23 protein-coding genes and 1 other RNA gene are annotated in these 22,741 nt (G+C 62.9%); 10 read left to right on the forward strand and 14 right to left on the reverse strand.

The genetic code is table 11. The annotated features are described in order from the left end of the window. Positions 1-24: 24 nt before the first annotated feature. From E4656_RS09060 to gndA, 3 genes are all read right to left on the reverse strand, one after another. Positions 25-2,382, reverse strand: coding sequence for a GH36-type glycosyl hydrolase domain-containing protein (locus tag E4656_RS09060; RefSeq protein WP_135482910.1), 2,358 nt, complete (start codon positions 2,380-2,382; stop codon positions 25-27). Positions 2,383-2,526: 144 nt separating this feature from the next. Continuing rightward, positions 2,527-3,474 carry a transaldolase gene (tal, locus tag E4656_RS09065; protein ID WP_135482911.1) on the reverse strand — a complete coding sequence of 316 codons (948 nt, stop codon included), beginning with the start codon at positions 3,472-3,474 and terminating at the stop codon, positions 2,527-2,529. Between the two features lie 89 nt (positions 3,475-3,563). After that, complete coding sequence (gndA, locus tag E4656_RS09070; RefSeq protein WP_135482912.1) at positions 3,564-5,060, reverse strand: NADP-dependent phosphogluconate dehydrogenase; 1,497 nt, start codon at positions 5,058-5,060, stop codon at positions 3,564-3,566. 181 nt (positions 5,061-5,241) lie between these two features. Between gndA and E4656_RS09075 the strand changes: the two genes are divergently transcribed. Continuing rightward, on the forward strand, positions 5,242-6,144 hold the full coding sequence (locus E4656_RS09075) for a PhzF family phenazine biosynthesis protein (protein WP_135482913.1): 903 nt from the start codon (positions 5,242-5,244) through the stop codon (positions 6,142-6,144). 9 nt (positions 6,145-6,153) lie between these two features. Then, positions 6,154-6,951 (forward strand): phosphotransferase, encoded by a 798-nt coding sequence (locus E4656_RS09080; protein ID WP_135482914.1) that lies wholly within the window; start codon positions 6,154-6,156, stop codon positions 6,949-6,951. Here E4656_RS09080 and E4656_RS09085 read toward each other — a convergent pair. Both E4656_RS09085 and E4656_RS09090 read right to left on the reverse strand, forming a co-directional pair. Continuing rightward, positions 6,912-7,883, reverse strand: coding sequence for an aldo/keto reductase (locus E4656_RS09085; protein ID WP_135482915.1), 972 nt, complete (start codon positions 7,881-7,883; stop codon positions 6,912-6,914). The two genes, E4656_RS09080 and E4656_RS09085, sit on opposite strands and share 40 nt — an antisense overlap. 6 nt (positions 7,884-7,889) lie before the next feature. Beyond that, positions 7,890-8,855, reverse strand: a complete 966-nt coding sequence (locus E4656_RS09090; RefSeq protein WP_135482916.1) for an EamA family transporter — start codon at positions 8,853-8,855, stop codon at positions 7,890-7,892. Positions 8,856-8,912: 57 nt separating this feature from the next. Here E4656_RS09090 and E4656_RS20605 point away from each other — a divergent pair, with 57 nt between their 5' ends. Both E4656_RS20605 and E4656_RS09095 read left to right on the forward strand, forming a co-directional pair. After that, positions 8,913-9,047 (forward strand): hypothetical protein, encoded by a 135-nt coding sequence (locus E4656_RS20605; protein WP_276605967.1) that lies wholly within the window; start codon positions 8,913-8,915, stop codon positions 9,045-9,047. 134 nt (positions 9,048-9,181) lie between these two features. Then, complete coding sequence (locus tag E4656_RS09095) at positions 9,182-9,622, forward strand: DUF2147 domain-containing protein (RefSeq protein WP_135482917.1); 441 nt, start codon at positions 9,182-9,184, stop codon at positions 9,620-9,622. 351 nt (positions 9,623-9,973) lie between these two features. Here E4656_RS09095 and rpiA read toward each other — a convergent pair whose 3' ends face one another. Continuing rightward, positions 9,974-10,678, reverse strand: a complete 705-nt coding sequence (gene rpiA, locus E4656_RS09100; protein WP_135482918.1) for a ribose-5-phosphate isomerase RpiA — start codon at positions 10,676-10,678, stop codon at positions 9,974-9,976. Between the two features lie 142 nt (positions 10,679-10,820). Here rpiA and ilvA point away from each other — a divergent pair, with 142 nt between their 5' ends. After that, on the forward strand, positions 10,821-12,341 hold the full coding sequence (ilvA, locus tag E4656_RS09105) for a threonine ammonia-lyase, biosynthetic (RefSeq protein ID WP_135482919.1): 1,521 nt from the start codon (positions 10,821-10,823) through the stop codon (positions 12,339-12,341). Positions 12,342-12,526: 185 nt separating this feature from the next. On the opposite strand, the gene E4656_RS09110 is transcribed toward ilvA, so the two are convergent. The 4 genes from E4656_RS09110 to E4656_RS09125 form a co-directional block, all read right to left on the reverse strand. Beyond that, positions 12,527-13,453 carry a patatin-like phospholipase family protein gene (locus tag E4656_RS09110; RefSeq protein WP_135482920.1) on the reverse strand — a complete coding sequence of 309 codons (927 nt, stop codon included), beginning with the start codon at positions 13,451-13,453 and terminating at the stop codon, positions 12,527-12,529. A 27-nt stretch (positions 13,454-13,480) separates the two neighbouring features. Continuing rightward, a non-coding RNA gene (gene ssrS / locus E4656_RS09115) (6S RNA) lies at positions 13,481-13,662 on the reverse strand. A 56-nt stretch (positions 13,663-13,718) separates the two neighbouring features. Further along, complete coding sequence (locus E4656_RS09120) at positions 13,719-14,000, reverse strand: cell division protein ZapA (protein ID WP_135482921.1); 282 nt, start codon at positions 13,998-14,000, stop codon at positions 13,719-13,721. Then, complete coding sequence (locus E4656_RS09125; protein WP_135482922.1) at positions 13,997-14,206, reverse strand: TIGR02449 family protein; 210 nt, start codon at positions 14,204-14,206, stop codon at positions 13,997-13,999. Before E4656_RS09125 ends, E4656_RS09120 begins: the two co-directional genes overlap by 4 nt. Before the next feature lie 104 nt (positions 14,207-14,310). Here E4656_RS09125 and E4656_RS09130 point away from each other — a divergent pair, with 104 nt between their 5' ends. Next, the gene (locus tag E4656_RS09130; RefSeq protein WP_135482923.1) at positions 14,311-14,865 is read left to right on the forward strand and encodes a UPF0149 family protein; all 555 of its coding nucleotides are present in this window, start codon (positions 14,311-14,313) and stop codon (positions 14,863-14,865) included. Positions 14,866-14,978: 113 nt separating this feature from the next. On the opposite strand, the gene E4656_RS09135 is transcribed toward E4656_RS09130, so the two are convergent. Continuing rightward, entirely contained in the window at positions 14,979-15,767 is a 789-nt protein-coding gene (locus E4656_RS09135) for a tryptophan 2,3-dioxygenase (protein WP_240753949.1), read from the reverse strand. Positions 15,768-15,894: 127 nt separating this feature from the next. Next, on the reverse strand, positions 15,895-17,481 hold the full coding sequence (locus E4656_RS09140; protein WP_135482925.1) for an adenylate/guanylate cyclase domain-containing protein: 1,587 nt from the start codon (positions 17,479-17,481) through the stop codon (positions 15,895-15,897). A 151-nt stretch (positions 17,482-17,632) separates the two neighbouring features. Here E4656_RS09140 and E4656_RS09145 point away from each other — a divergent pair, with 151 nt between their 5' ends. Beyond that, entirely contained in the window at positions 17,633-19,018 is a 1,386-nt protein-coding gene (locus tag E4656_RS09145; protein WP_135482926.1) for a DNA-3-methyladenine glycosylase 2 family protein, read from the forward strand. Beyond that, positions 19,015-19,491 carry a methylated-DNA--[protein]-cysteine S-methyltransferase gene (locus E4656_RS20610; protein ID WP_135482927.1) on the forward strand — a complete coding sequence of 159 codons (477 nt, stop codon included), beginning with the start codon at positions 19,015-19,017 and terminating at the stop codon, positions 19,489-19,491. Before E4656_RS09145 ends, E4656_RS20610 begins: the two co-directional genes overlap by 4 nt. A gap of 61 nt (positions 19,492-19,552) precedes the next feature. Here E4656_RS20610 and E4656_RS20225 read toward each other — a convergent pair whose 3' ends face one another. Continuing rightward, positions 19,553-19,696 carry a hypothetical protein gene (locus tag E4656_RS20225; RefSeq protein ID WP_167856003.1) on the reverse strand — a complete coding sequence of 48 codons (144 nt, stop codon included), beginning with the start codon at positions 19,694-19,696 and terminating at the stop codon, positions 19,553-19,555. 137 nt (positions 19,697-19,833) lie between these two features. Between E4656_RS20225 and E4656_RS09155 the strand changes: the two genes are divergently transcribed. Further along, the gene (locus E4656_RS09155) at positions 19,834-20,652 is read left to right on the forward strand and encodes a mechanosensitive ion channel family protein (RefSeq protein ID WP_135482928.1); all 819 of its coding nucleotides are present in this window, start codon (positions 19,834-19,836) and stop codon (positions 20,650-20,652) included. On the opposite strand, the gene E4656_RS09160 is transcribed toward E4656_RS09155, so the two are convergent. Beyond that, positions 20,600-21,211: a gamma-glutamylcyclotransferase gene (locus tag E4656_RS09160; RefSeq protein WP_135482929.1), complete on the reverse strand. Its 612-nt coding sequence runs from the start codon at positions 21,209-21,211 to the stop codon at positions 20,600-20,602. The genes E4656_RS09155 and E4656_RS09160 overlap by 53 nt on opposite strands. A gap of 61 nt (positions 21,212-21,272) precedes the next feature. On the opposite strand from E4656_RS09160, the gene pepP reads away from it, so the two are divergent. Beyond that, complete coding sequence (gene pepP / locus E4656_RS09165; protein WP_135482930.1) at positions 21,273-22,634, forward strand: Xaa-Pro aminopeptidase; 1,362 nt, start codon at positions 21,273-21,275, stop codon at positions 22,632-22,634. Positions 22,635-22,741: the final 107 nt, after the last annotated feature.

Consider the following 22,741-nt stretch of genomic DNA (forward strand, 5'->3'; position numbering starts at 1 on the left):
GTATCGGCAGAACCGGCGGCCACTTTAGGGCAAGGTGACCTGCACCTGATAATGCTGCCCGGCCCTGGGCTCCGGTATCAGGTTGTCCTCCAGTCGAGTGCCATCCAGATGCACCGTGACGGCGGTGCACTGGCTGTCGCGCCGGTAGCTGACATCGAAGACCGCACCGCGGAAGGTGCGCTGGACCTGCAGGCTGTTCCAGTCTCCGGGCAGGCTGGGCGAGATTCTCAATCCGCCACGTTCGCCTTTCAGGCCCAGCAGCCCTTCGACCACACAGCGGTAGTACCAGGCCACGGTGCCGGTGTTGAACAGATGGCTGGAACGGCCGGCGGTGCGCGGGTGCTGGCGCCAGGCGCCGCGATAATAGTTGGGGATATAGACCGGAAGCTGACCACGGCGCAGGTAATCCTCTGCATCCGGGCCGGGGATCATCTGGCGCAGCAGTTTCCAGGCCCGGTCGCCTTCATCGACCTGATACAGGGCGTAAATATAGAAGGCGGCGGCATGGTTGTAGACCGAACCGTTTTCCGCCGAGCCGGGGAATTTCTGCGTCACTCGACCCACGTCATCACGCATGGCGGTGTAGGCCGGGGCAAACATCTGGATGCCATAGGGCGTTTCCAGTTCACGCTCGGCGGCCGCGATCATGGCCTGCTGCTGTTCCTCGTTGCAGGTACCGGCCAGCATGGCCCAGCTCTGCGGGTTGAGATAGATCCTGCCTTCCGGGTCGGACTGTATCCCGAAGGTGACATTGTCATCCGTGATACCGCGGCCGTACCATTCGCCATCCCACAGGTGGTCGTTCACGGCCTGGTTGATGTCTGCGGCGGCGGTGCGGAATTCCTGTTCCAGGGCGGTCTCCTGCCGTTCGGCACAGATGTCGGCCCACAGGTTCAGCGCCCAGGCGCTGGCCACCGAGAGCCAGCCGGAGACGCCCTGCCCCTTGTAGCCCACCATGTTCATGGGATCGCACCAGTCGCCCTGGGCAATATAACTCAGGCCGCGCTCGTCGCGGGCCTCGGCCAGCCAGCGCATGGCATTGCTGATACGAACAAAGACGGATTGTTCCCGATCTCCCTCCCAGTCGCGCACGACTTCATCCAGCAGCTCATAGTCGCCGGTCTCGTCCAGGTAGGCGCGCAGGCAGACCGGCAGCCAGACACAGTGGTCGGTGTGCGGCACCTGATTGATGTATTTCAGCTCGGCATCGCGGCGCAGCAGGATGCCGTCCGGCATCGCGCCTGAGGGCTCCTGCTGACTCAGCGCGTGCATGAAGGCGGCCCGGGTGACCTCGGGCTTGAAATAGCTCAGGCCCATGTTGTCCTGCAGATAGTTCCGCGTCTGCGGGTCCGTGCTCAGCCGGTTGACGTCACCGTGGTAGAACACCTGCCGGGTCAGCCAGTGGTTCACGAATTGGTTGAACTCGGGGTCGGGGGTGTCGACCTTGAGGTGGTCCTGACCCTGGGTGACATAGCGGTGATAGTCCGCCTGCGCCTGCTTGAAGGCATCCGGGGTCAGCAAGCGCTCGCGCACCGACCTGATTTCCGCCTCGTCCAGGGCCGGCCCGAGCACAAAGTGATAGGTCTCGCTCTGCCCGGGTTTCAGGGCGAGCCGATACTGCAGTATGGCCGCCGGGGTCTCATAGAGGGCATCACCGTTGCTCAGGCTGTCTTGGGCGATGCCGTCCGGGTAGCGCAGGCCGCCCTCCCCTTCGAACAGGTTCTGGTTCACCTCCCAGGCATCCGGCTGGCGGTCGTGCAGCAGATAGGCGATGTCCTTCAGGTGCATGTTCTCGAAATACTGTTCCACCTTCTGGTAGGGCGTGATGCAGCGGCCAAGCACGGCGCCGAGTTCGGAGTCATAGGCACCGGACTGGTTCATCCAGCTGCGGTAGCCGAAGGGCATATAGGGGTAGAAGCTGATACGACGCGACTGTTCGGAGATGTTCTCCACACTGACTTCCCACAGTTCGGCCACGTCCTCCGGCGGCAGTGTCAGGCGCAGGGTCACCCGCAAGCCGAACTTTTCCACCACCCAGCACAGGTCACTCTGACCAACAGAGAACAGGAACTTGTCGGGTTCGGCGCGCACCGGCTCGTGCGGGGCGGAGAACAGCTCGCCCGTGACCTCGTCCTTGAAATAGAAGAAGCGGCCCGGGTGATGGGCATAGTAGGGCTGCTCCGGCTGCATGAAGGTTTTTGCTTCCAGAGCCGGGCCGGTGGTGTACTTGGCCGGTTCGGGCTGCATGAACTGGGCGGTGGCAAAGCCTCTGCAGTTCATCTGAATCATCATGCTGCGGTTCCAGAGAAAGCCGCAGGCATTGGGCATGGCGGTGGGCGACAGCAGGTCGATCCGACCCTGGTCAGCTTGCACAGGGGTCATGGGTATGGTCCTTGTCAGCTCTTGTTGTGATTATTGATTCTGGAAATGAAGTTACCAGTAACATCAGTTTGTGTAAACGGTTTCACGGCCGCGCTTGTCCAGCGACGTGCGGGCACCACAGAATCCCGTGGTGCCCCGGTGCTATCAGAGCTTGCCGGACAGCAGCTTCTGCAACTCGAGATAGTCCGCGTGGAACTTGCGAATGCCTTCGGCCAGTTTTTCGGTGGCCATGGCATCCTCGTTCATATGCCAGCGGAAGGTCTGCTCGTCCAGGGACTGCTTCGAGTCGTCACTGCCCTGATCCGGGCTCAGCACGCGCTTGAGCTCGCCGTTGTCGGCGGCCAGCTGTTCCAGCAGGGCCGGGCTGATGGTCAGGCGGTCACAGCCGGCCAGTTGTTCGATTTCACCCTGGTTGCGAAAGCTGGCGCCCATGACCACGGTGTCGTAGCCGTGCGCCTTGTAGTAACGGTAGATGCGCTGCACTGACAGCACGCCGGGGTCGGTCTCGGCGCTGTAGTCCTGCCCTGTGCTGGCCTTGTACCAGTCCAGAATGCGCCCGACAAAGGGCGAGATCAGAAACACGCCGGCCTCGGCACAGGCCACGGCCTGGCTGAAACTGAACAGCAGCGTCAGGTTGCACTTGATGCCCTGCTGCTCCAGCTCGCGGGCGGCCTGTATGCCTTCCCAGGTGGAGGCGGTCTTGATCAGGATGCGATCCCGGCTGACCCCCTGCTCCTCGTAGAGTGCGATCAGGTGGCGCGCCTTGGCCATGGTGCCCTCGGTATCGAAAGAGAGCTTGGCATCCACCTCTGTGGAGACATAGCCGGGCACCACCTCGGTGATGCGCTGCCCGAAGTTGATGGCCAGCTTGTCCATGGCCGCTTCGACCTGCTTTTCGTGGACACCACCCTGCTTGCGACCATAGGCCAGCGCATCCTCTACCAGTTCGGCATAGGCACTCTGCTGCGCTGCTTTCAGCAGCAGCGAGGGGTTGGTGGTGGCATCGGTGGGTTCGAACTGCTTGATGGCTTCGAAGTCACCGGTGTCAGCCACCACTGTGGTCATCTGCTTGAGGGCGTCGAGTTTGTTCATGGGGTAGTCGGTTCCTGTTGTATTCATGCTGCGGGGCGACCGGGTTTGCCCCGGCTGCCTGTTATCGTACCGTTTTATGCCCCGCCTTGTCAGCGCCGGGTCTGGCGCCGGGGTTGTGCCTGCCACTGCAGGTGAAAGCCGACGCCGTCTTCGGCATCCTTGCGTTCATAGGTATGGGCACCGAAATAGTCGCGCTGCGCCTGCAGCAGGCTGGCCGGTGAGTCGGCCGTGCAGTAGCCGTCGAACCAGGCCAGAGCGCTGCTCAGGGCCGGCGTCGGCACACTGCTGTCGATGGCCAGTTTCAGCGTACTGCGCCAGCCCGCCTGCAGGGCCTGCAGGTCGGTTCTGATGCGGTCGTGCAGCAGCAGGTTGGTCTGACCCTCGGGGCTGTCCAGGACCGTACGCAGCGTATCGAGCAGGTCGGCCCGGATCACGCAGCCGCCGCGCCAGATACGCGCAATGGCGCTCAGATCCAGCTGCCAGCCATGGGCCTCGCTGGCCTGGCGCAGCATGGCAAAGCCCTGCGCATAGGCACACAGCTTGCCCGCCAGCAGGGCATCGTGCACATTCTGTTCGATGTCAGATGTGTGCTCCTGCACGATGGCCGTGACCCGGTTGCCGTTGTAGGCCCGGTCTGCAGTCTGCCGTTCGGCCTTGCGGGCCGACAGGGCACGGGCAAAGACGGATTCGCTGATCAGACCCGCCGGCGCGCCGAGGCGGGCGGCATTGATCACGGTCCAGACGCCGGTGCCCTTCTGCCCGGCCCGATCCAGGATCACATCCACCAGCGGCTGACCGGTCTCGGGGTCGGCGGTCTGCAGGATATCGGCGCTGATCTCCATCAGGTAGCTGGCCAGTGGTCCGCGATTCCACTTGGCGAAGAGTGTGCCGATGCGCTGCGGGGCATAGCCCAGGGTAGAACGCAGCAGGTGGTAGGCCTCGCAGATCAGCTGCATGTCGGCATACTCGATGCCGTTGTGCACCATCTTGACGAAATGGCCGCTGCCACCCGGGCCGACGCGGGCCGCACAGACCGGATCAACCGTGTCATCGCTGGACCGCGTGGCTGCCCGTGCGGCGATGGCCTGCCACAGGGGCTTGACCCGTTGCCAGTCCGCCGCGTCGCCGCTGGCCATCAGCGAGGGCCCGTGGCGGGCGCCTTCTTCACCGCCGGAGACCCCGGTGGCAAAGAAGCGCAGTTTGCCTGCAAGCTCCCGGAAGCGCCGTTCGGTGTCTTCCCAGTCGCTGTTGCCGCAGTCGATGACCAGGTCGTCAGGCCCGGCTCCGGCAGCAACAAGGTCGGCACAGACCGCATCCACGGCCGGCCCTGCGGGCACCATCAGGATCAGGATGCGGGGTGCGGGCAGTTCAGCCAGCAGCTCTGCAGCCGAAGCAACAGCGCGCGCTGGCAGATCCTCCTGAGCCGCCTGTGCCCGCAGCGCCTCACCATTGGCCGCCTGCAGGTCCTGACCGACCACCGAGTAGCCGTGCTGGGCCAGGTTGAGGGCCAGGTTGCGGCCCATGACACCCAGACCGACGACGCCTGCGGACGGTGGAGCGGGAGTGGTCTGGGTGGTGTCGGTCATGGTGGGGCCTCGGGCAGTATTTATAGTATGTTACCAGTAACATACTATAAATCATGCAGCGCTTGCTGACAACCATGGCCGGGACAGGAGTACAGTTGTTTGGCGCGTCGGCACGCCACTGTGTCGTGTCAGCCCAGTCCGATTGCGCTAGAGTAAAAGAGAATCTGTATGGAGCGGCATCATGGAACTCAACTACTATACCTGCGACGTCTTTACCCGTACCCGCTTCGGAGGCAATCCGCTGGCCGTGGTGCCGGATGCGCGCGGGCTGACCACAGAGCAGATGCAGGCCCTGGCCCGCGAGTTCAATTACTCCGAGACCACCTTTGTACTGCCGCCGCAGGACCCGCAGCATACCCGGCAGGTACGCATCTTCACGCCACGCATCGAGGTGCCCTTTGCCGGCCATCCCAATGTCGGCACGGCCTTCATGCTGGCGGCCCTGGATCAGGTGTCGATGGTCAACGAGCATGCCACGCTGCATTTCGAGGAGAAGGCCGGCCTGGTCACGGTCACCGTGGCCCGACGCAGCCAGGGTGATGTCTACTGTGAGCTGCAGGCACCGCAGGCGCTGAGCCTGGGCGAGGCCGTCAGTGCCGATGAAATGGCCGCCGTGGTGGGTCTGGCTCCCGGCGACATTCTGACCGCCACGCATGAACCCTGTGTGGCCTCGGTCGGCCTGCCGTTTCTGATCGCCGAAGTCAGTGATCGGGCAGCGCTGGCGCGGGCCAACCCGAATATCAATGCCATGCAGGCCCTGCAGGCACGCGGCATTACGCCGGATGTGCATCTCTATACCCGGGACGGCGCCGGCTTTGATCTGCGCACGCGCATGTTTGCACCGCTCGACGGCGTGTTCGAGGACCCGGCCACCGGCAGCGCCAACTGCGCTCTGACCGGCCTGCTGGCCCACTGTCAGCCCGAAGCCGAGGGGGACTGGCAGTGGCATATCGCTCAGGGCGTGGAAATGGGTCGGCCCAGTGATTTGTATGCCCGTGTGCGCAAGCAGGGTGGCGCGGTGCAGACCATCATGATGGGTGGCTTCAGTGTGCGCGTGGCCAGCGGCACCATTCGGGTGAACTGAGGCGCGGTGATGACTGAACAGGTCGGGCCGGCTTTGCCACCGGCCGTGCGCGCCCGGTTGCCGGAAGACATGCAGGCACAGCCGATGGCGCCCGGGGCGACCAATCATCTGTGGCGCCTGGAAGCTGACGGCCAGCGCTGGGTGTGGCGGCAGTTCGTGCCGGCGCCCGGGGTGGATCGGGCGCGCGAGCAGACCATCATGCGTGCCCTGCAGGGTTTTGCCTGGATGCCGGACCTGCTGGCCTGGACGCCGCAAGGCATGCTGCTGCCCTGGATTGACGGCGCGCCGGCGCCGAACACGAAGCCGGACCCGGATCAGCGCGCAGAATTGCTGACACTGCTGAACGAACTCTGGGCCCGGCCACTGCCCGAGGTCGCTGCCTGGGATTACGAGCAACTGGTGTGCGACTACGAAGCAGCCTGCCCGGATGACGCGCGCTGGCATCAACTGGCCGATCGGTTGATCAGCGCCTGCCGGCAATGGCCGGCGGCCACCCCCTGCCTGATGCATCATGACCTGCACCCCGGCAACCTGCTGCTGTCAGGTCGGCAGTGGACGCTGCTGGACTGGGAGTTTGCCGCGCGCGGCAACCCCTGGATTGATGCGGTCTGTGTGGACCGCTGGCTGGGTCTGAGCGGGCCCGAGCGCGCTGTCCTGATGCCCGTGCTGGCGCCGCATGCCGTCACCGCTGACCCCTGGGCCCACTATCGGGACTGGGTCGAGGGTCTGGAAAAGCTCTGGTATGCGGCTGTTGCGCGGGAAACGGCTCAGGGCATCCGCACGCCGCGCGCTGCTACAAAGAGCTGATACCACTCCTCGCGTGACAGCGTGACTTCCGAGCACTGGACACAGGCCGCGATGCGTTCCGGCCGGGTGGTGCCAATTACCGGCTGGATGCCGGCCGGGTGGCGCTGCAGCCAGGCCAGCACGATGGCTTCCCGGCTGGTGCCGTGCTGTTCGGCCAGCTGTGTCACCAGTTGTGCCGTCTTCTGCACCGACTCCGGCTCCCCGGAGACATCGCGCCCGGTCAGGCGGCCCTGACTCAGGCAGCCCCAGGCCTGCAGCTGAATGCCCTGCAGGCGGCAGTATTCCAGCGTGCCGGCATTGAAAGTCAGATCGGCGCCCCATGGCGTGTTGGTGTCCACGCCATGGTTGAGCCAGTCCAGCGCGGTCAGGCTCAGCTCCAGCTGGTTGGCCACCAGAGGGGTGTTCATGAAGCTGCGCAGGAAGCGCATCTGGTGCTGCTGCATGTTGGACACGCCAAAGTGTCGTACCTTGCCTTCGTCCTGCAGGGCCTGAAACAACTCCGCCACCGGCTCGGCCTCCATGAGTGGGTCCGGGCGGTGGAGGAGATAGATGTCCAGATAGTCGGTATTGAGCCGCTGCAGGGTCCCTTCGATGGAATGGCGAATCCACTCCGGGCTGAAATCGAAGCGCTGCGGGCCCTGCTCGTCGGCAAAGCGGATGCCGCACTTGGACTGCAGAACCATGCGCTCGCGCAGTTCAGGGCGTCGTTTCAGCAGGGCACCGAAGACGGCTTCCGCCTTGCCGCGGGTATAGATATCGGCATGGTCGAATACCGTGATGCCGGCATCCAGGGCGGCTTCCACGGCAGCTTCGGCCTGTTGGTGGTCGGCGGCGGTCAGCAGTGGGCTGGCGCCGTCACCGCCCAGTCCCATGCAGCCGTAGACCAGTGCAGAGGCATTATTGAAGTAGTAACTCAGGGGCAGTGAATACATAAATCCTCAGCGATCAACAGTGGGTTCGGGGCTGTGCAGGGCCAGTTCCGGGTTGTCGGGTGCCTCCGGCGTGGCCCGCTGGGCCAGCCAGGCACCCAGCACTACCACGGCAGCGCCCGCAAACTGAACCATAGTCAGGGTTTCATTCAACAGCAACCAGGCCAGCACAATGGCAGTCACCACTTCCAGATAGGCCACCCCGCCGGCGACCGGGGGTGACAGCCGTCGAATGGCCGCGACGCCGGTCCAGTAGGCCAGTGCCGTGGCGATCAGGCCCAGCCACAGTACCGATACCATGGCCGGCGCCTGCCGGCCCGCAATGGTGATTTCACCGCCCAGTACCGACCAGGGCAGGGTCCAGGGCTGGGCGATCACGGTCATGATCACAAAGGCGACACAGCCACCGATGGCGATCAGCGCGATGGGCTCAACATCATCGCTGGCGGCATCGGACAGCAGGAAGAAGCCGGCCTGACAGGCCGCAGCCAACCCCGCCAGCAGCAGACCCAGCGGGTCCAGCACCAGGCCCTTCCAGACCTCCAGCAGGCCACCCAGCCCCAGTACGGCCAGCGCCACGCCCAGCATGGCCGAGCGCGCCACCGGCTGGCGGCGGATCAGCCCCACCCAGAGCAATACCAGCACCGGGCCCAGAAACTCGATCAGCAGGGCAATGCCGACCGGGATACGGGCGATGGCCGCAAAATAGAAGGCCTGTACCCCGGCAATTGGGAAAATGCCATAGGCCAGCAGCAGCTTCCACTGGGTGCGCAGCAGACTCCGATAGTACCAGGCCACCGGCAGCATCAGCAGCGCCATGCCGAGCAGCCGCAGCCAGGTGACCTGCAGCGGGTCGACGCCGGCATCCATCAGCGGGCGGGCAAAGGGCCCGGAGCCGCCAAAGGCCAGCGCCGACAGCAGGGCGAAGCCGAGACCGGACAGTTTGCGGCTTGCAGGCGTGCTCGAGGATGCCATCTTGAGCTCCAGTGACGGGAAAAACCGCGCAGTTTAATCTGAAATGGCGGTCAGGTCATGCCTTTTGCGGGTCTTGTCGGCAATCCGAACGCGGAGGTCGGGTACGGACAGGGCACGCTTACCGGGCTCGACATCGAGGCCTGCATTGGCCAGACCGGCATCGTGCCGCATTATTGTCTGCCCGCCATCTGAATTGCGCTGCCTCTGGCGCTGATTGTGGAGTCTGAGTCAGCAATGCACTGGCCTGACGTGACTTGCCGCACTTTTGGGTCTAACTTGCGTTGCATAGTCTCCGAACTGACAAGTACAACAAAGAGGAAAGACCCATGCGTTGGATCATTGCTTTTGCGGCCAGCTTCATGCTGCTCACTGCCCATGCCATGCCGAGTCCGGAAGGGGTCTGGCGGACCATTGATGATGATACGGGGGAGGCTCGCAGCCTGGTGGAGATCCAGGTGGTGAACGGTGAGCTGCGGGGCCACATCATCGAGATCATCCAGTCGGATCTGCCGGAAGACGAGTGGTACTGCACCAAGTGCAGCGGCGACAAGGAAGGCCAGCCCTTTGTCGGCCTGCGTATTCTGGAAGAGATGACCTGGAGCGAACGCCACGGTGACTGGCGTGACGGCACCATCACCGACCCGGCCAACGGCCGCGAGTACAGTGCGCGGCTGTCGGTAATGGACGATGACCAGTCCCTCGAGGTGCGCGGGTTTGTCGGCTTCTCGCTGATCGGCCGCACCCAGACCTGGGAGCGGGTGGAGTAGGTCGGCGACCTTGTAGGTTGTGGAAGCTCCGTCGCCTTTATTCCCGTCGCCAGGCTTGGGTACAGGCCGGCGACTCTAGCCGTGCCTCCTAGCCCTTGGCCGCAGATGCGTGACGTCGGACCACACAGCCTGCAGAATAGCCTCTGTTGTAGTGAGCGACGCGAGTCGCGATGGGCGGCGTAGCCGCCCCTTATTCGGGGCCTTTGCCCTTGAATCGGCACTTGCGTGCCTCGCTACATACAGGCTTTGATTCAACCCCGAGATATTGGAACCATGGCGCTGCAGGTACCCCGCCATCAGGCGGCAAAAGGCGCAAGTCGTTCCCGAGGCGCGGCAGCGAATCAAGGGTGCTCAGTAATAATCCCCCGAGCGCGAGGGGGTGTTGATCACCGAGCTGGTCTTGACGCCGTCAGGCGTGCCCAGCAACAGCAGGTCGGCGCCGCGATTGGCGAACAGGCCATTGGTCACCACGCCGACGATGGCGTTGATGTCGTTCTCCAGCTTTTTCGGGTCGGTGATCTTCAGGTTGTGCACATCCAGAATCACATTGCCGTTGTCCGTCACCACGCCCTGACGGTATACCGGCTGGCCGCCCAGGCCCGCCAGCTTGCGCGCCACGTAGGAGCGCGCCATCGGAATCACCTCGACCGGCAGCGGGAACTGGCCGAGAATATCGACCTTCTTGCTCTCATCGCAGATACAGATGAACTCGCGCGCCACGGCGGCAATGATCTTCTCGCGGGTCAGGGCTGCACCGCCACCCTTGATCAGATGCAGATGCTCGTTGGCTTCATCGGCACCGTCGATATAGAACGGCAGTGAATCGACATCATTGAGTTCGAACAGCTCGATATCCCGCGCCTTCAGACGCTTGGCAGTTTCCTCTGAACTGGCCACCGCGCCGCGGAAGCTGCCCTTCAGCTCGCCCAGGGCCTCAATGAAATAGTTGGCGGTAGAGCCGGTACCGACACCCAGTACGCTGTCCTTGTTGATCTGGCCGCGAATCTCTTCCAGTGCGGCTTCGGCCACGGCCTTTTTCATGGCGTCCTGATTCATGGTGGACCTCCCCAGTATTGTTTGGCGCAGTATAACGCATCGGCGGGCAGTTCTCTGCGTGTGCGGCTTCTTTGGTTGTGAACTGTTCTGCTACACTGCTCCGCTCGCTGTACGACACTGAATCAAACCGGAAGAGAGCACAATGACACTCGAGGACTACGTCAAGAAAATCCTGAACAGCCGGGTCTATGAAGCCGCCCGGGAAACGCCGCTGGAGTTCGCCAAGAACCTGTCCCATCGCCTGGACAACGAGATCTGGATCAAGCGTGAAGATCTGCAGCCGGTGTTTTCGTTCAAGATTCGCGGCGCTTACAACCGTATGGCGCTGCTGAGTGACGAAGAGCGGGAACGTGGTGTCATCTGTGCCTCAGCCGGCAATCATGCCCAGGGCGTGGCCTATGCGGCGCACCAGCTGAAAACCCGGGCCGTGATCGTGATGCCCAAGACCACACCGGATATCAAGGTGCAGGCGGTGCGGTCGCATGGCGGCAAGTATGTGAAGGTGGTACTGCACGGGGATGCCTTCGACGAGGCCTCCGAGCATTCACGCAAGCTGATGGACGAACAGGGCCTGACCTATATCCATCCCTATGATGACCCGGACACCATCGCCGGCCAGGGCACCATTGCCCGTGAAATTCTGCATCAGCACAACCAGCCGCTGGATGCCATCTTCGTCTGTGTCGGCGGCGGTGGTCTGGCGGCCGGCATCGCCGCCTATATCAAGTATCTGCGCCCCGAAATCAAGGTGATCGGCGTCGAGTTCGAGGAATCCGCCTGTCTGGCAGCGGCCATGGTCGCCGGCAAGCCGGTGAAGCTGGAGCAGGTGGGTATCTTTGCCGATGGCGCTGCCGTCGCCCAGGTCGGTGCCGAAGCCTGGAAGGTCTGTCAGCATCATATTGATGAAGTGATCACGGTGACCGCCGACGAGATCTGTGCCGCGGTCAAGGACATGTTCGACGACACCCGCTCCATTGCGGAGCCGGCCGGGGCGCTGGCGCTGGCGGGCATGAAGAAGTATGTCGAGCGCGACAGCACGACCGGTGAAACCTATGTCGCCATCTGCAGCGGCGCCAACATGAATTTCGACCGCCTGGCCTTTGTGTCCGAGCAGGCCGAGCTGGGCGAGAAGCGCGAGGCGATTCTGGCCGTCACCATCCCCGAACGGCCGGGCGCGTTCCGGGAGTTCTGCTCCACTGTCGGCAAGCGGCCGGTGACCGAGTTCAACTATCGCTACGACGATGATCAGGCGGCCAACATCTTTGTCGGCATCAAGGTCGAGGATGCGGCAGAGAAGGAAGCCCTGATCGAGGCTCTGCGCCAGGTCGACTACAAGGTGCTGGACCTGTCGGAAAACGAGATCGCCAAGACCCATATTCGCCACATGGTGGGCGGCAAGTCGCACCATGCGGCCGACGAGGTACTGTATCGCTTCGAGTTTCCGGAGCGTCCGGGCGCCCTGATGAACTTCCTGCGTACCCTGGGCGGGCGCTGGAACATCTCGCTGTTCCACTACCGCAACCATGGGGATGCCTACGGTCGTGTGCTCTGTGCCTTCCAGGTGCCGGAGGCGCAGCGCGATGAGTTCGGGGACAAGCTGGAGCAGGTGGGTTACACCTACTGGGCCGAGAGCGACAACCCGGTTTACCGGATGTTTCTTTGAACGTCTTCGGCCGCCGTATTTGAGCTTTTGGGTATGCCGCCAACTGGCAGGGATTAGTCGACAGAAGACAGTAGACGGTCGACAGTTGTTTGTAGTCGACAGATGACGGTCGACAGTAGACAGTGAGGGTTTGACAGCCTTCTGTGGTTTGGAACGATTCTACCGTCTACCGTGAACTCAACCAGTCAGGCCTCGTCGCGGCTGATCCGGGCGCGTGGCAGATGATGGCCGAGGGCTTCTTCGGCCAGTCGGTAGCCGGTCCTGATCAGTTGGTCCGCCTTGTCATAGTCGAAAAAGCCGCCTTCCGCGCGCTCCAGATTGATGACGATATCCGGCCGGTAGGCGGCCAGGCGGCTTTCGGTGATCTGGGCCTGCATGATATCGAAGGAACGGAACAGCACGTCCACCATGTTGAGGCTGTTTTCCTCTTCCGGCACGCCCTTGTGCAGGCTGCGGATGCTGTCCAGGATGCCGCTGAACCACTGTTGTCCACCACCGTTTTTGAGGCTGTTGCCCAGCGGCTCGGGGTCGCCTTCGGGGCGCTCGAAGGGCAGCTTCAGATCCTGCGTCGGGTGGTTCAGGTTGACGGCCAGGTTGAGGTCTGCCGGCACATGGCGGGTTGCGGCGACCGGTACCGGGTCGACCAGACCGCCATCCACCAGCCAGCGGCCCTGATGAAACTGCGGCGTGAACACCGTCGGTACCGCGATGGAACTGCGAATGGCCTTGAACAGCGAGCCTTCATTCAGCCACACCGGGCGCTCCCGATTGATGTCGGTGGCCACAGCGGTGTAGGGAATGGGCAGATCTTCGATCAGGGTGTCGCCAATCATGCTGCTCAGGTGAGCAATGATTTTTTCGCCCTTGAACAGGCCGGCGCGGGAAAATGAGAGGTCCAGCATGCGCAGCACATTGCCGCGGCCCAGGCTGCAGACCCAGTCACGATAAACAGGGAGTTTGCCGGCGGCATAGATGCCTCCGACCAGAGCGCCGATGGAGGAACCGGCGACGGCGACAATTTCAAAATCGTGCTCTTCGAGCCACTGAATCACACCAATGTGCGCCAGTCCACGCGCACCACCGCTGCCCAGCGTAAGTGCCACTGTTGGCATGCATCATCTCCTTGGGGTGTGTCTGCGAGGTTCCCCGGTGCTACCGCTGTTGAGTAAGGCCTTGAACCGTTAAGTTCAAGGTGGGTGACTCTAGTGATGTATCAGGCTTTCCGCACCAGGACGGACATGCTCAACAACGTCAGCGAAGAGCCCCCTGTCGTATAAATACGGCTCGAGGACGAATCAACTGGCGAGTAGCCCAGGGTAGCAACCATTATACGCTTAATTCCCGGGAATACAGTGTTGACATTCAACGGGTTTTTCATCAAGTTTCCAGCGCGTTGTCGAGCTTGCTCAGCAGACGGTCCAGAGTAGCTTCCGGCAACTGCTGTGCCTGCAACTCCTGGCGCAGTTCATGGATCAGGTTGAGGGCGGCCATGACGGCCACCCGCTCCACACCCAGTACCTTGCCGCTGTGGCGGATCTCGGTCATCTTGTCGTGCAGGTGTCGCGCCGCCGCGCGCAGACCGTCTTCGGCCTCCGGCGGGCAGGCAACGGTGTAGTCGCGGTCCAGAATGCGGACCTGAACAGTATGCTGATGTCTCATGACGCTTCTTCAAATTCCTTCAGGCGGGCGATGACGTAATCCAGACGTTCTCGTGCCTGTTCATGTCGCTTCTGGAGACTGGCGCGCTCAGCCTGCCACTGCTGGCGCTCTTCCTCATGGGTGGCCGCCAGCCGACGCAGCCGCTCATGTTCGCGCAACAGTTGCTCCAGGCGGGCTTCCAGCGCCATCAGTTTCTGGTGTGACATCCGGAACTCCGGTCGGCTGTGATTATCGGTTTCTGCCATGTCATTGGCATGGTGGGTAATGCTAGCATATCGCCCTCTGACAATGGCAGCATTCGGAGGCCCCGGTGGCACTGGATTACTACGAACTGGACGATGTACTGGCTGAATTCGATCCCACCGAATCAGTGGCGTTTTTGCATGGCAGCCTGATGGCTCGCCTGGCCTGTGGCGAGCGGCTGGACCGCCCGGGCTGGCTGGAAACGGTCTGTGCCCTGCTGGAGATCGAAACCCCGCCCACCGAGGACCAGGCAACGCCTTTACACAATCTCTATGATGAAGCCCTCTCCGACCTGCAGGGCCTGCAAACCGACAGCGACGGCCCCATGCCGCTGCTGCCGGATGACAAGGCGCCGCTGCCCGATCGGCTGGAAGCGCTGGCGGACTGGTGCGCGGCCTTTGTCAGCACCCTGGGTATGGTGGGCAAGTTGCAGGCGCCGGATGAAGACGACCAGGAACTGCTGACCGACCTGATCGCCATCTCCCAGCTCGACAGTGACAGTGTGGAAACCTCGGAAAACGCCCAGCAGGATTTCGATGCGCTGCTGGCGCATGCGCGTCTGGCCGGTCGACACTTTTACGAACGTTTTGCGCCGCCGACCGCCGATACACCCATCCACTGACCGCTCAGGGGTCTTTACTCAGCCGCTCAGGGGTCTTTACTCAGCCGCTCAGGGGTCTTTACTCAGCCGCTCAGGGGTCTTTACTCAGCCGCTCAGGGCTGTCTCTTGGGCGCTCAGGGCTGCTCGATCCGGTTGCGGATATCCCACAGGTCGGGGAAGACCGGCCGGAACAGGGTCTTCATCAGGTACTCGGCACCGCTTGAGCCGCCACTGCCCATCTTGGCGCCAATGGTGCGCTGCACCATCTTGACGTGGCGATAGCGCCACTCCTGCAGGCCCTCATCCAGATCCACCAGCAGTTCACAGAGCTCGGACAGCTGATGGTCCCGCTGATAGACACGGATCAGGGCGTTCTGGACGCTCGGGTCGGTGCCGTTGGGTTCGGTGACCGGCTGCCCGAACAGGGTATCGGGCAGCCTGTAGCCCGCGCGCTGCAGTACGCCGAGAAAGACCCGCCACAGGGATGGCGTGCGATAGGCTTCTTCCAGCAGTTGGCGGCCGTAGGAATTCGGCGGCTGGTGTTCCATGGGCTCCGGCCGCTTGTGGCCGAGCAGGAACTCGATCACGCGGAACTGGTAGCTCTGGAAGCCACTGGCATTTTCCAGACGGTCACGAAAACTGCCGAATTCCAGTGGGGTCATGGTTTCCAGAATATCCACCTGGCTGACCAGGGTCTTCATGATTTTCAGAATGCGCTTCAGGGTATGGAAGGCCCGTGGCAGGTCATCATCATTCAGGCGTTCGGCCAGAAAATCCAGTTCGTGCCGCAATTGCTTGAACCAGAGTTCATAGGTCTGATGGATGACGATGAACAGCATTTCATCATGCTCTTCCGGCTCCGAGCGCGGGCGCTGCAGGTCCAGCAGTTCATCAATGGCGAGATAGGTGTTGTAGGTCAGCATGGTCATTGCCCTCGAAGCACTGACCGCCACTGTATCCGCCCGGAGACAGCGCTGCCTAGCGCCCCGGCTGGTGTTGCCGGGGCGCCGGGGGTGTCAATTGTAAAGTCAGCGGTACAGTCGGCAGCCGTCAGAGCCAGCGCTGGGCCAGGGTGCGCTGCAACTGCTCGGCCTGGTGGCGTTCCTCGGGTGTCAGGTCGGCGGCCATGTCGAGCCGGGCCTCGTTGAGTATCTCGGCTATACGCGCGCCCTGCTCGGGTTCATCGATGGCCTGCAGGACTTCCATGCTGGCCAGTGCCTCCTGAAAATTCAGCAACTGGTGCAGCGCCTGGTAGACCGGTACTTCGGCACGCGGGTCATCGCGGCGGGCCAGAATCTCCAGGCTGTTGGCCAGGGCAGCGCCACTGCCGTCGGCGAAGGCTTGTTCCGTCCAGTTCACCAGTTCGGCCTCCGGTCCGGCCTGCAGCAATTCATGCGCCCGCTGGGCGTAGCCGCTGGCGGGCAGGTTGCGTTCCAGCGTGGTGGTGGCCACGGCCAGAATGTCGGCCTGCAACGTCTCGTCGGTCGGGTAGCCGGTCCGCTCGACCAGCACCTGATAGGGCCACAGCCGGGTTTCCACAATCTGCCGGTTGCGGCGCTGGATGTCTGCTGCAATCAGCGGTACCTCGGCTGACTCCGGATAGCGCTCGAGCAGATCACGAAAGGTCTGCCAGAAGACATTGCCGCGCCCGCTGTCAAAGGCAGCATTCAGTTCCACCCGGCTGTGCAGGGCAATGTAGTCGGGCCGCAGCGGCTCCAGATGGCTGTGTTCGGCCATGCGCTCGCGCAGCCAGTCACGCATGGCGGCCGGGTCTTCACCACGTTCCTGCAGGTGCGCCAGATGCTGACGGGCTGCCTGCAGCCCGAGGGCGCGGATTTCGGGCTCATGGGCCCGCTCGGCCAGCAGTTCATCCAGATGGCGCAGCGCCGGGGCGGTATCACCCATCTCCAGCAGGCTTTCGATGCGTTGCACGGCCTGGCGTTCGGCCCAGATCTGGTAGCCGACCACAGTGGTCACCGGGCCCAGCAGCACCGCAACCAGCACCGCCGCCACCCAGGGGCGCCAGTTGAAGGCACGCGCGGTACGGTCGCGCAGGCCTTCCAGTTTGGGCACGCCGCGCTCGAGCCGCACCGCCTTGTCGATCTGGCGGATCTGGTCATTGGGTGGGTCGGACAATACCTTGAACACCCGCACCGGGCGCGGAATGCCCTTGAAGGTGCGCTCGCCTATCTCGGTGGTGGGGACCTCCTTGCGGTTCATGGTCAGATAGACCGCCTCGGTAAACCAGACTTCGCCCGGCTCAGCGATGGCTTCCAGGCGGGCGGCCACATTGACCGGCTCGCCCACGACATCACCGTCCTGCAACTCGACGTCACCGGTATTGATGGCCACGCGCACGGCGATCTGCTCTTCGGGCGGAAGGCCCGCATTGTGCTGTTTCAGTACGGCCTGCAGAGCCAGGCCACAGACCACGGCATCGGTCGGACTGTCGAAACGGACCAGAAAGGCATCGCCGATGGTCTTTACCACCACGCCGCCGAAATAGCGGAATACCGGGCGCAGCAGACGGTCGTGTTCTTCCAGCAGGCTGCGGAAGCCCTTGCGTGTGGTTTCAGAGGTGCGGGAGGTGAATCCCTTGATGTCGGTGAACATCACCGCACAGTTCCTTGTGATCATCCGATAAGCTCCTTGGCAACAGATTCAGTGGGCGGTCGCCAGAATACCAGTAACCGGCGGGGGGTTCACCTGCACAGTACAGTTCCGTTTCCAGCCAGCTCCGGGAGCAGAATCGGTTACACTGCGGGTCTGTTCACAAGGAGGCCTGTCCGTGCAGACTGCGCACTACCAGCAAGCCCGCCTGACCCGTGACCCCAGGTTCGACGGGCGTTTTTTCGTGGCTGTGACCAGCACGGGCATCTATTGTCGGCCCATCTGCCCGGCACCGCTGCCGAAGGAAGAGAATGTGCGCTATTTCGACAGTGCCGTGGCGGCGGCCGAGGCCGGGTTCCGGCCCTGTCTGCGCTGCCGGCCCGACAGTGCCCCGGCGTCCTGGGCCTGGAAGGGCACCGACACCACGCTCGAGCGCGCCCTGCGCCTGATCGACGAGGGTGCCCTGGTGCAGGGATCGGTCAGCCGGCTGGCCGAGCGGCTGGGTATCAGCAGTCGGTATCTGACCCGGCTGTTCCAGAACGGCACCGGGACCAGTCCCAAACGCTATGCTCTGTATCAACAGCTGCTGTTTGCCAAGAGCCTGCTGCAGCAGACCGGGCTGCCGGTCGCCGAGGTGGCCTTTGCCGCCGGTTTCGGCAGCATCCGGCGGTTCAATGACTGCTTTCGTGAGCGCCTGCAGATGACTCCGAGTGATTTGCGGCGACAGCCTGGAAAGGCCGGCGACAACGGCGAACTGACGCTGTTTCTCAGCTATCGGCCGCCCTACAACTGGCAGCATCTGCGCGATTTCCTGCGGCCGCGCCTGATTCCCGGTCTGGAATGGATCACGGACCACAGCTACGGGCGTTCGCTGACGCTGGACAATGGCCAGCACGGGTACTTCACTGCCACCCATGACGCGGCACGACACGGCTTCAGGGTAGCGCTGCACCTGAGTCAGCCCACAGTGCTGCTGCCGGTGGTCAGAACCCTGCGCCGGCTGCTGGATCTGGATGCGGACAGCGGCTGTATCGACGATCATCTGCGCCCGTTGCTGGCGTCTCTGGGCGGGCCGGTACCCGGTCTGCGGCTGCCGGGCACGCTGTCTCTGTTCGAGGCCGGAGTGCGCGCCATACTGGGCCAGCAGGTCAGCGTGTCTGCGGCGCACAAGCTGGTGGCGCAACTGGTCGAGGCCTATGGGCAGACCGGTCCGGGCCCGACCGGGGAGATGCGACTGTTTCCGTCGCCCGAAGTGCTGGCGGAGACGGATCTGGCCGAACTGCGTCTGCCGGGGCGCCGCAAGCAGACGCTGATCGATCTGGCCTGCCTGTTTCGCGATGAGCCGCAGACCGCAGCAGACCCGGGCCGCTGGCTGCAACTCAGCGGCATCGGGCCCTGGACTGTCCAGTACGCCCGCATGCGTGGCCTGAGCGAGAGCGATATCTGGCTGGGCGGCGATCTGGGCGTGCAGCGCGCCCTGCGTCAGCATGATGTCACCTTCGACCCCGCCGCCGCCGCACCCTGGCGCAGCTACCTGACCCTGAACCTCTGGAGCCTGACATGACCCTGTACTGCCAATACCTGAGCAACACCCCCGTGGGTGATCTGGAAATAATAGCCACCCACAAGGCCATTACCGCCATCCGTTTCCTGCCCGGTGCCGGCGAGCGGACGCCGGACAGTCGACCCAGCCCACTGACGGCACAGGCCGAGCGCGAGCTGAACGAGTATTTTTCGGGGCAGCGCACCCGCTTCGAGTTGCCGCTGGCACCGATCGGCACCGAGTTCCAGCAGGCCTGCTGGCAGGCCTTGCAGGCCATCCCCTACGGGCAGACCGCCAGCTATGCCGATCAGGCGGCGGTCATTCAGAGACCCAGAGCCGTGCGCGCGGTCGGTGCCGCCAATGGCGCCAACCCGCTGCCCATTGTGATTCCCTGCCATAGAGTGATCGGCAAGAACGGCCAACTCACCGGCTATGCCGGGGGCATGGCCCGCAAGCAGTGGCTGCTGGCGCATGAGCGCGGCCAGGTGGGTTGAAAATCGGCTTCAGGGTGTCCACTGATACAGGATGAAGTCACTGACGCCGTTGGTGTAGCGGTCATAGAAGGCGCGGCCGCAGGCAGGCCCGGATATGAGCCATGCCCACAGCCTTGCCGTCAGCGTCACGCACCAGCAGATCTTCCAGTATATGGTGCGGGTCCAGCAGCCACTGCCAGACCTGATGGCTGATTTCATCGGTCATGGTTTTGTGTCCTCTCTGGGTCGATATGACGTGTGGCGCCGTTAGGGTTACCCTCTTTATACGTCAACATACCGGACTGGTGCACGTTGCGACGGTGCTGGTTGGAAAAATCCGTAATTTGAACAAGGAAACCGCTTATGCCCGAGCTCAGCTCCAACGAATTCTGGCAGAATTTCATCATGCCGTGGGCACCCAGTGTGCTGCAGGCCATTCTGATCTTTGTGGTGGGCAGGATAGCCGTCACTCTGGTGGTCAAGGTCAGTGATACCCTGATCCGCCGCACCCCGCTGGACAATATTCTGATTCGCTTTGTGACCAATGTGCTGAAAGTGCTGCTGATGCTGATGGTGATCATCGCCGCACTGAATCCGCTCGGGGTCGATACCACTTCGCTGATTGCACTGATCGGTGCGGCCGGCCTGGCCATTGGTCTGGCCATGCAGGATTCGCTGAAAAGTCTGGCTTCCGGTGTCATGCTGATTGTCACGCGCCCGTTCAAGGAAGGCGATTTTGTCGATACCGCAGGCACCATGGGCGTGATTGAGCAGATCAATATTCTGTATACGGTCATGCGCACCGGCGACAACAAGCACATCATCGTGCCCAATTCGCAGATTTTCGGCCGCAGCATCACCAATTTCACCACCCGCCCGACGCGCCGGGTCGACATGACCTTCGGTATCAGCTATGACTCGGACCTGAAAAAGGCCAAGGAGATTCTGCAGCAACTGGTCAGCGAGGATGAACGGGTGCTGCCCGAACCGGCGCCGGCGGTCATGGTGGGGGAACTGAATGATTCCAGCGTCGACCTGCTGTGCCGCCCCTGGGTCAGCAATGCGGACTACTGGGGTCTGTACTGGGATATGCAGGAAAGGGTCAAGCTGGCCTTTGATGATGCCGGGATCAGTATTCCCTATCCGCAGATGGATGTGCATGTGAAGAATCCGACGCCCTGAGGTGACGGGCTATGGCAGCGACATGGGGGTCTTCGGCGCCCATGTCCTGCAGGGCGGCATCCAGTTTCAGTACATAGTCGTCATTGCGGCCGCTGGGGCCCTGTGAACGGGCAATCTGCCGGGCGATGGCCGCTTCACTGGCCGGCCCCAGCCAGGCTGCATTGTTCGGCCCGGCGATATAGATCAGGCCATTGGCGTGCCTGCCCTGATGCGGTGGCCGGATAAAGGTCATGTCGATGGTCAGGCGCAGATAGCCGTTCTTTTCCCGGTGGTCCAGATGCTCGAACACATCCGGCGTCACCCGGTAGGCGACGCCGACGCAGGTCTCATCCGGGGCCTCGACCAGGGTCAGTACGCGGCCGGGCGCCTCGGGGGTGCCGCGATGGTCATGCGAGCCCTGCCAGAAGCGCCGGGCCCAGCCCTGAATGCGTGCATCCCGCGCTTCCAGAAACGGAAAGTCGACCTTGTGGATCAGGGAACCATACCCGAACAGCCAGATATCGCTGCGTCCGGTAAAGTGATCCTGCCGTCGGTTCAGTTCGCGTGTGTCATGAGCCATGGGTTCTGCTGCATTCGCTGGTTATACTGTGTATCAGTCGTTTCACAACCGAGAGTTTAACATGCCCGATTCGTCCGCTGGCGTCATCCTGCCTGCCATCTCTCTGGAAGAGTTCGCCCAGCGTCGCAAGCGCCTGCTGGCGCAACTGGAGCCCGATTCCGTTGTGGTGCTGCCGGGCGCCACCGAGCAGCGGCGCAACAATGATGTCGATTTTCCGTTCCGTCAGCACAGTGACCTGCTGTATCTGACCGGTTTTACCGAGCCGGATGCCTGGCTGGTGCTGGTGCCGGAGCGCGCGGCGGGCGAAGCCATCATGTTCTGTCGGCCCCGGGATCGTGCCCTGGAAATCTGGAACGGCTATCGACTGGGTCCGGAAGGTGTGGTCAGTGAACTCGGGATCGACGAGGCGCATCCGATCGAGGATCTGGATGACCGCCTGCCGGAGCTGCTGGCGAACAAGACTCATGTCTACAGCCCGCTCGGGCAGGACGAGACGGTGGATGCCCACCTGATGCACTGGGTCAACCAGGTACGGGCGCAGGCGCGCAAGGGGGTGCAGGCGCCAGCGCACTTTCATGATCTGCTGGCACCGCTGCACGAGCTGCGGCTGATCAAGAGCGAGCAGGAGGTGGCCGTGATGCGTGCCGCCGGTGAGATCAGTGCCGCCGCCCATCAGCGCGCCTGGGCAGCCTGTGTGCGTGGCGACCAGCGCGCCACCACCGAATACCAGTTGGAGGCGGAAATCCGTCATGCCTGTGCCTGGGCGGGTGCTCCCGAGTTTGCCTATCCGGCCATTGTCGGCAGCGGCGCCAATGCCTGCGTGCTGCACTACACTGAGAACACCGATGTGCTGCGGGACGGCGAACTGGTGCTGATTGACGCCGGTTGCGAGCTGCATGGCTATGCTTCGGACATCACCCGCACCTTCCCGGTGAACGGGCGCTTCAGTCCCGAGCAACGGGCGCTCTACGAGCTGGTGCTGAAAGCACAGAAGGCGGCGCTGGCGGAGGTGAAGCCCGGTGTACCCATGCGCCAGCCGCACGAGGCCGTGGTGCGCGTTCTGGTCAGCGGACTGGTGGAACTGGGCCTGCTGGAAGGCGATGTGGACCAGCTGATCGAGGACGAGGGCTACCGCGACTTCTTCATGCACGGGACCAGTCACTGGCTCGGCCTGGATGTGCACGACGTCGGCCCGTACAAGATAAACGGCGACTGGCGGCCGCTGCGCCCCGGGATGTGCCTGACCATCGAGCCCGGGCTCTATGTGGCACCGGACAATGACCGGGTGGAAGCGCGCTGGCGCGGCATAGGGGTGCGCATCGAAGACGATGTGGTGGTCACTGCCGAAGGCCATGACAATCTGACCGCCTCGGTGCCGGTCGATCCGGACGTTATCGAGCAATGGATGATACTGCAGCGCTGAGTTCATGCAGAGCTGTGAAACAGTACACAGCTCTGACTGATAGCGAGACTGATATCTGGCTGTTGTCGAGGGCCTTTGCTAGCCTTGGCGCCGCCGATTCTTCATTT

Origin of the sequence: Natronospirillum operosum (assembly GCF_004768465.1) — a bacterium.
Taxonomy (GTDB): domain Bacteria; phylum Pseudomonadota; class Gammaproteobacteria; order Pseudomonadales; family Natronospirillaceae; genus Natronospirillum; species Natronospirillum operosum.

Excerpts from the sequence above, each read along its gene's own strand:
- gndA (WP_135482912.1), bottom strand. The coding sequence starts at position 5,060 with ATGACCGACACCACCCAGACCACTCCCGCTCCACCGTCCGCAGGCGTC.
- E4656_RS09110 (WP_135482920.1), bottom strand. The coding sequence starts at position 13,453 with ATGCCAACAGTGGCACTTACGCTGGGCAGCGGTGGTGCGCGTGGACTG.
- E4656_RS20225 (WP_167856003.1), bottom strand. The coding sequence starts at position 19,696 with ATGACCGATGAAATCAGCCATCAGGTCTGGCAGTGGCTGCTGGACCCG.
- E4656_RS09095 (WP_135482917.1), top strand. The coding sequence starts at position 9,182 with ATGCGTTGGATCATTGCTTTTGCGGCCAGCTTCATGCTGCTCACTGCC.
- E4656_RS09080 (WP_135482914.1), top strand. The coding sequence starts at position 6,154 with ATGACTGAACAGGTCGGGCCGGCTTTGCCACCGGCCGTGCGCGCCCGG.
- E4656_RS09125 (WP_135482922.1), bottom strand. The coding sequence starts at position 14,206 with ATGTCACACCAGAAACTGATGGCGCTGGAAGCCCGCCTGGAGCAACTG.
- pepP (WP_135482930.1), top strand. The coding sequence starts at position 21,273 with ATGCCCGATTCGTCCGCTGGCGTCATCCTGCCTGCCATCTCTCTGGAA.
- E4656_RS09075 (WP_135482913.1), top strand. The coding sequence starts at position 5,242 with ATGGAACTCAACTACTATACCTGCGACGTCTTTACCCGTACCCGCTTC.
- E4656_RS09090 (WP_135482916.1), bottom strand. The coding sequence starts at position 8,855 with ATGGCATCCTCGAGCACGCCTGCAAGCCGCAAACTGTCCGGTCTCGGC.
- E4656_RS20610 (WP_135482927.1), top strand. The coding sequence starts at position 19,015 with ATGACCCTGTACTGCCAATACCTGAGCAACACCCCCGTGGGTGATCTG.
- E4656_RS09140 (WP_135482925.1), bottom strand. The coding sequence starts at position 17,481 with ATGATCACAAGGAACTGTGCGGTGATGTTCACCGACATCAAGGGATTC.
- E4656_RS09160 (WP_135482929.1), bottom strand. The coding sequence starts at position 21,211 with ATGGCTCATGACACACGCGAACTGAACCGACGGCAGGATCACTTTACC.
- E4656_RS09085 (WP_135482915.1), bottom strand. The coding sequence starts at position 7,883 with ATGTATTCACTGCCCCTGAGTTACTACTTCAATAATGCCTCTGCACTG.
- E4656_RS09120 (WP_135482921.1), bottom strand. The coding sequence starts at position 14,000 with ATGAGACATCAGCATACTGTTCAGGTCCGCATTCTGGACCGCGACTAC.
- E4656_RS20605 (WP_276605967.1), top strand. The coding sequence starts at position 8,913 with ATGCCTTTTGCGGGTCTTGTCGGCAATCCGAACGCGGAGGTCGGGTAC.
- E4656_RS09135 (WP_240753949.1), bottom strand. The coding sequence starts at position 15,767 with ATGCTGACCTACAACACCTATCTCGCCATTGATGAACTGCTGGACCTG.
- tal (WP_135482911.1), bottom strand. The coding sequence starts at position 3,474 with ATGAACAAACTCGACGCCCTCAAGCAGATGACCACAGTGGTGGCTGAC.
- E4656_RS09060 (WP_135482910.1), bottom strand. The coding sequence starts at position 2,382 with ATGACCCCTGTGCAAGCTGACCAGGGTCGGATCGACCTGCTGTCGCCC.
- ilvA (WP_135482919.1), top strand. The coding sequence starts at position 10,821 with ATGACACTCGAGGACTACGTCAAGAAAATCCTGAACAGCCGGGTCTAT.
- rpiA (WP_135482918.1), bottom strand. The coding sequence starts at position 10,678 with ATGAATCAGGACGCCATGAAAAAGGCCGTGGCCGAAGCCGCACTGGAA.
- E4656_RS09155 (WP_135482928.1), top strand. The coding sequence starts at position 19,834 with ATGCCCGAGCTCAGCTCCAACGAATTCTGGCAGAATTTCATCATGCCG.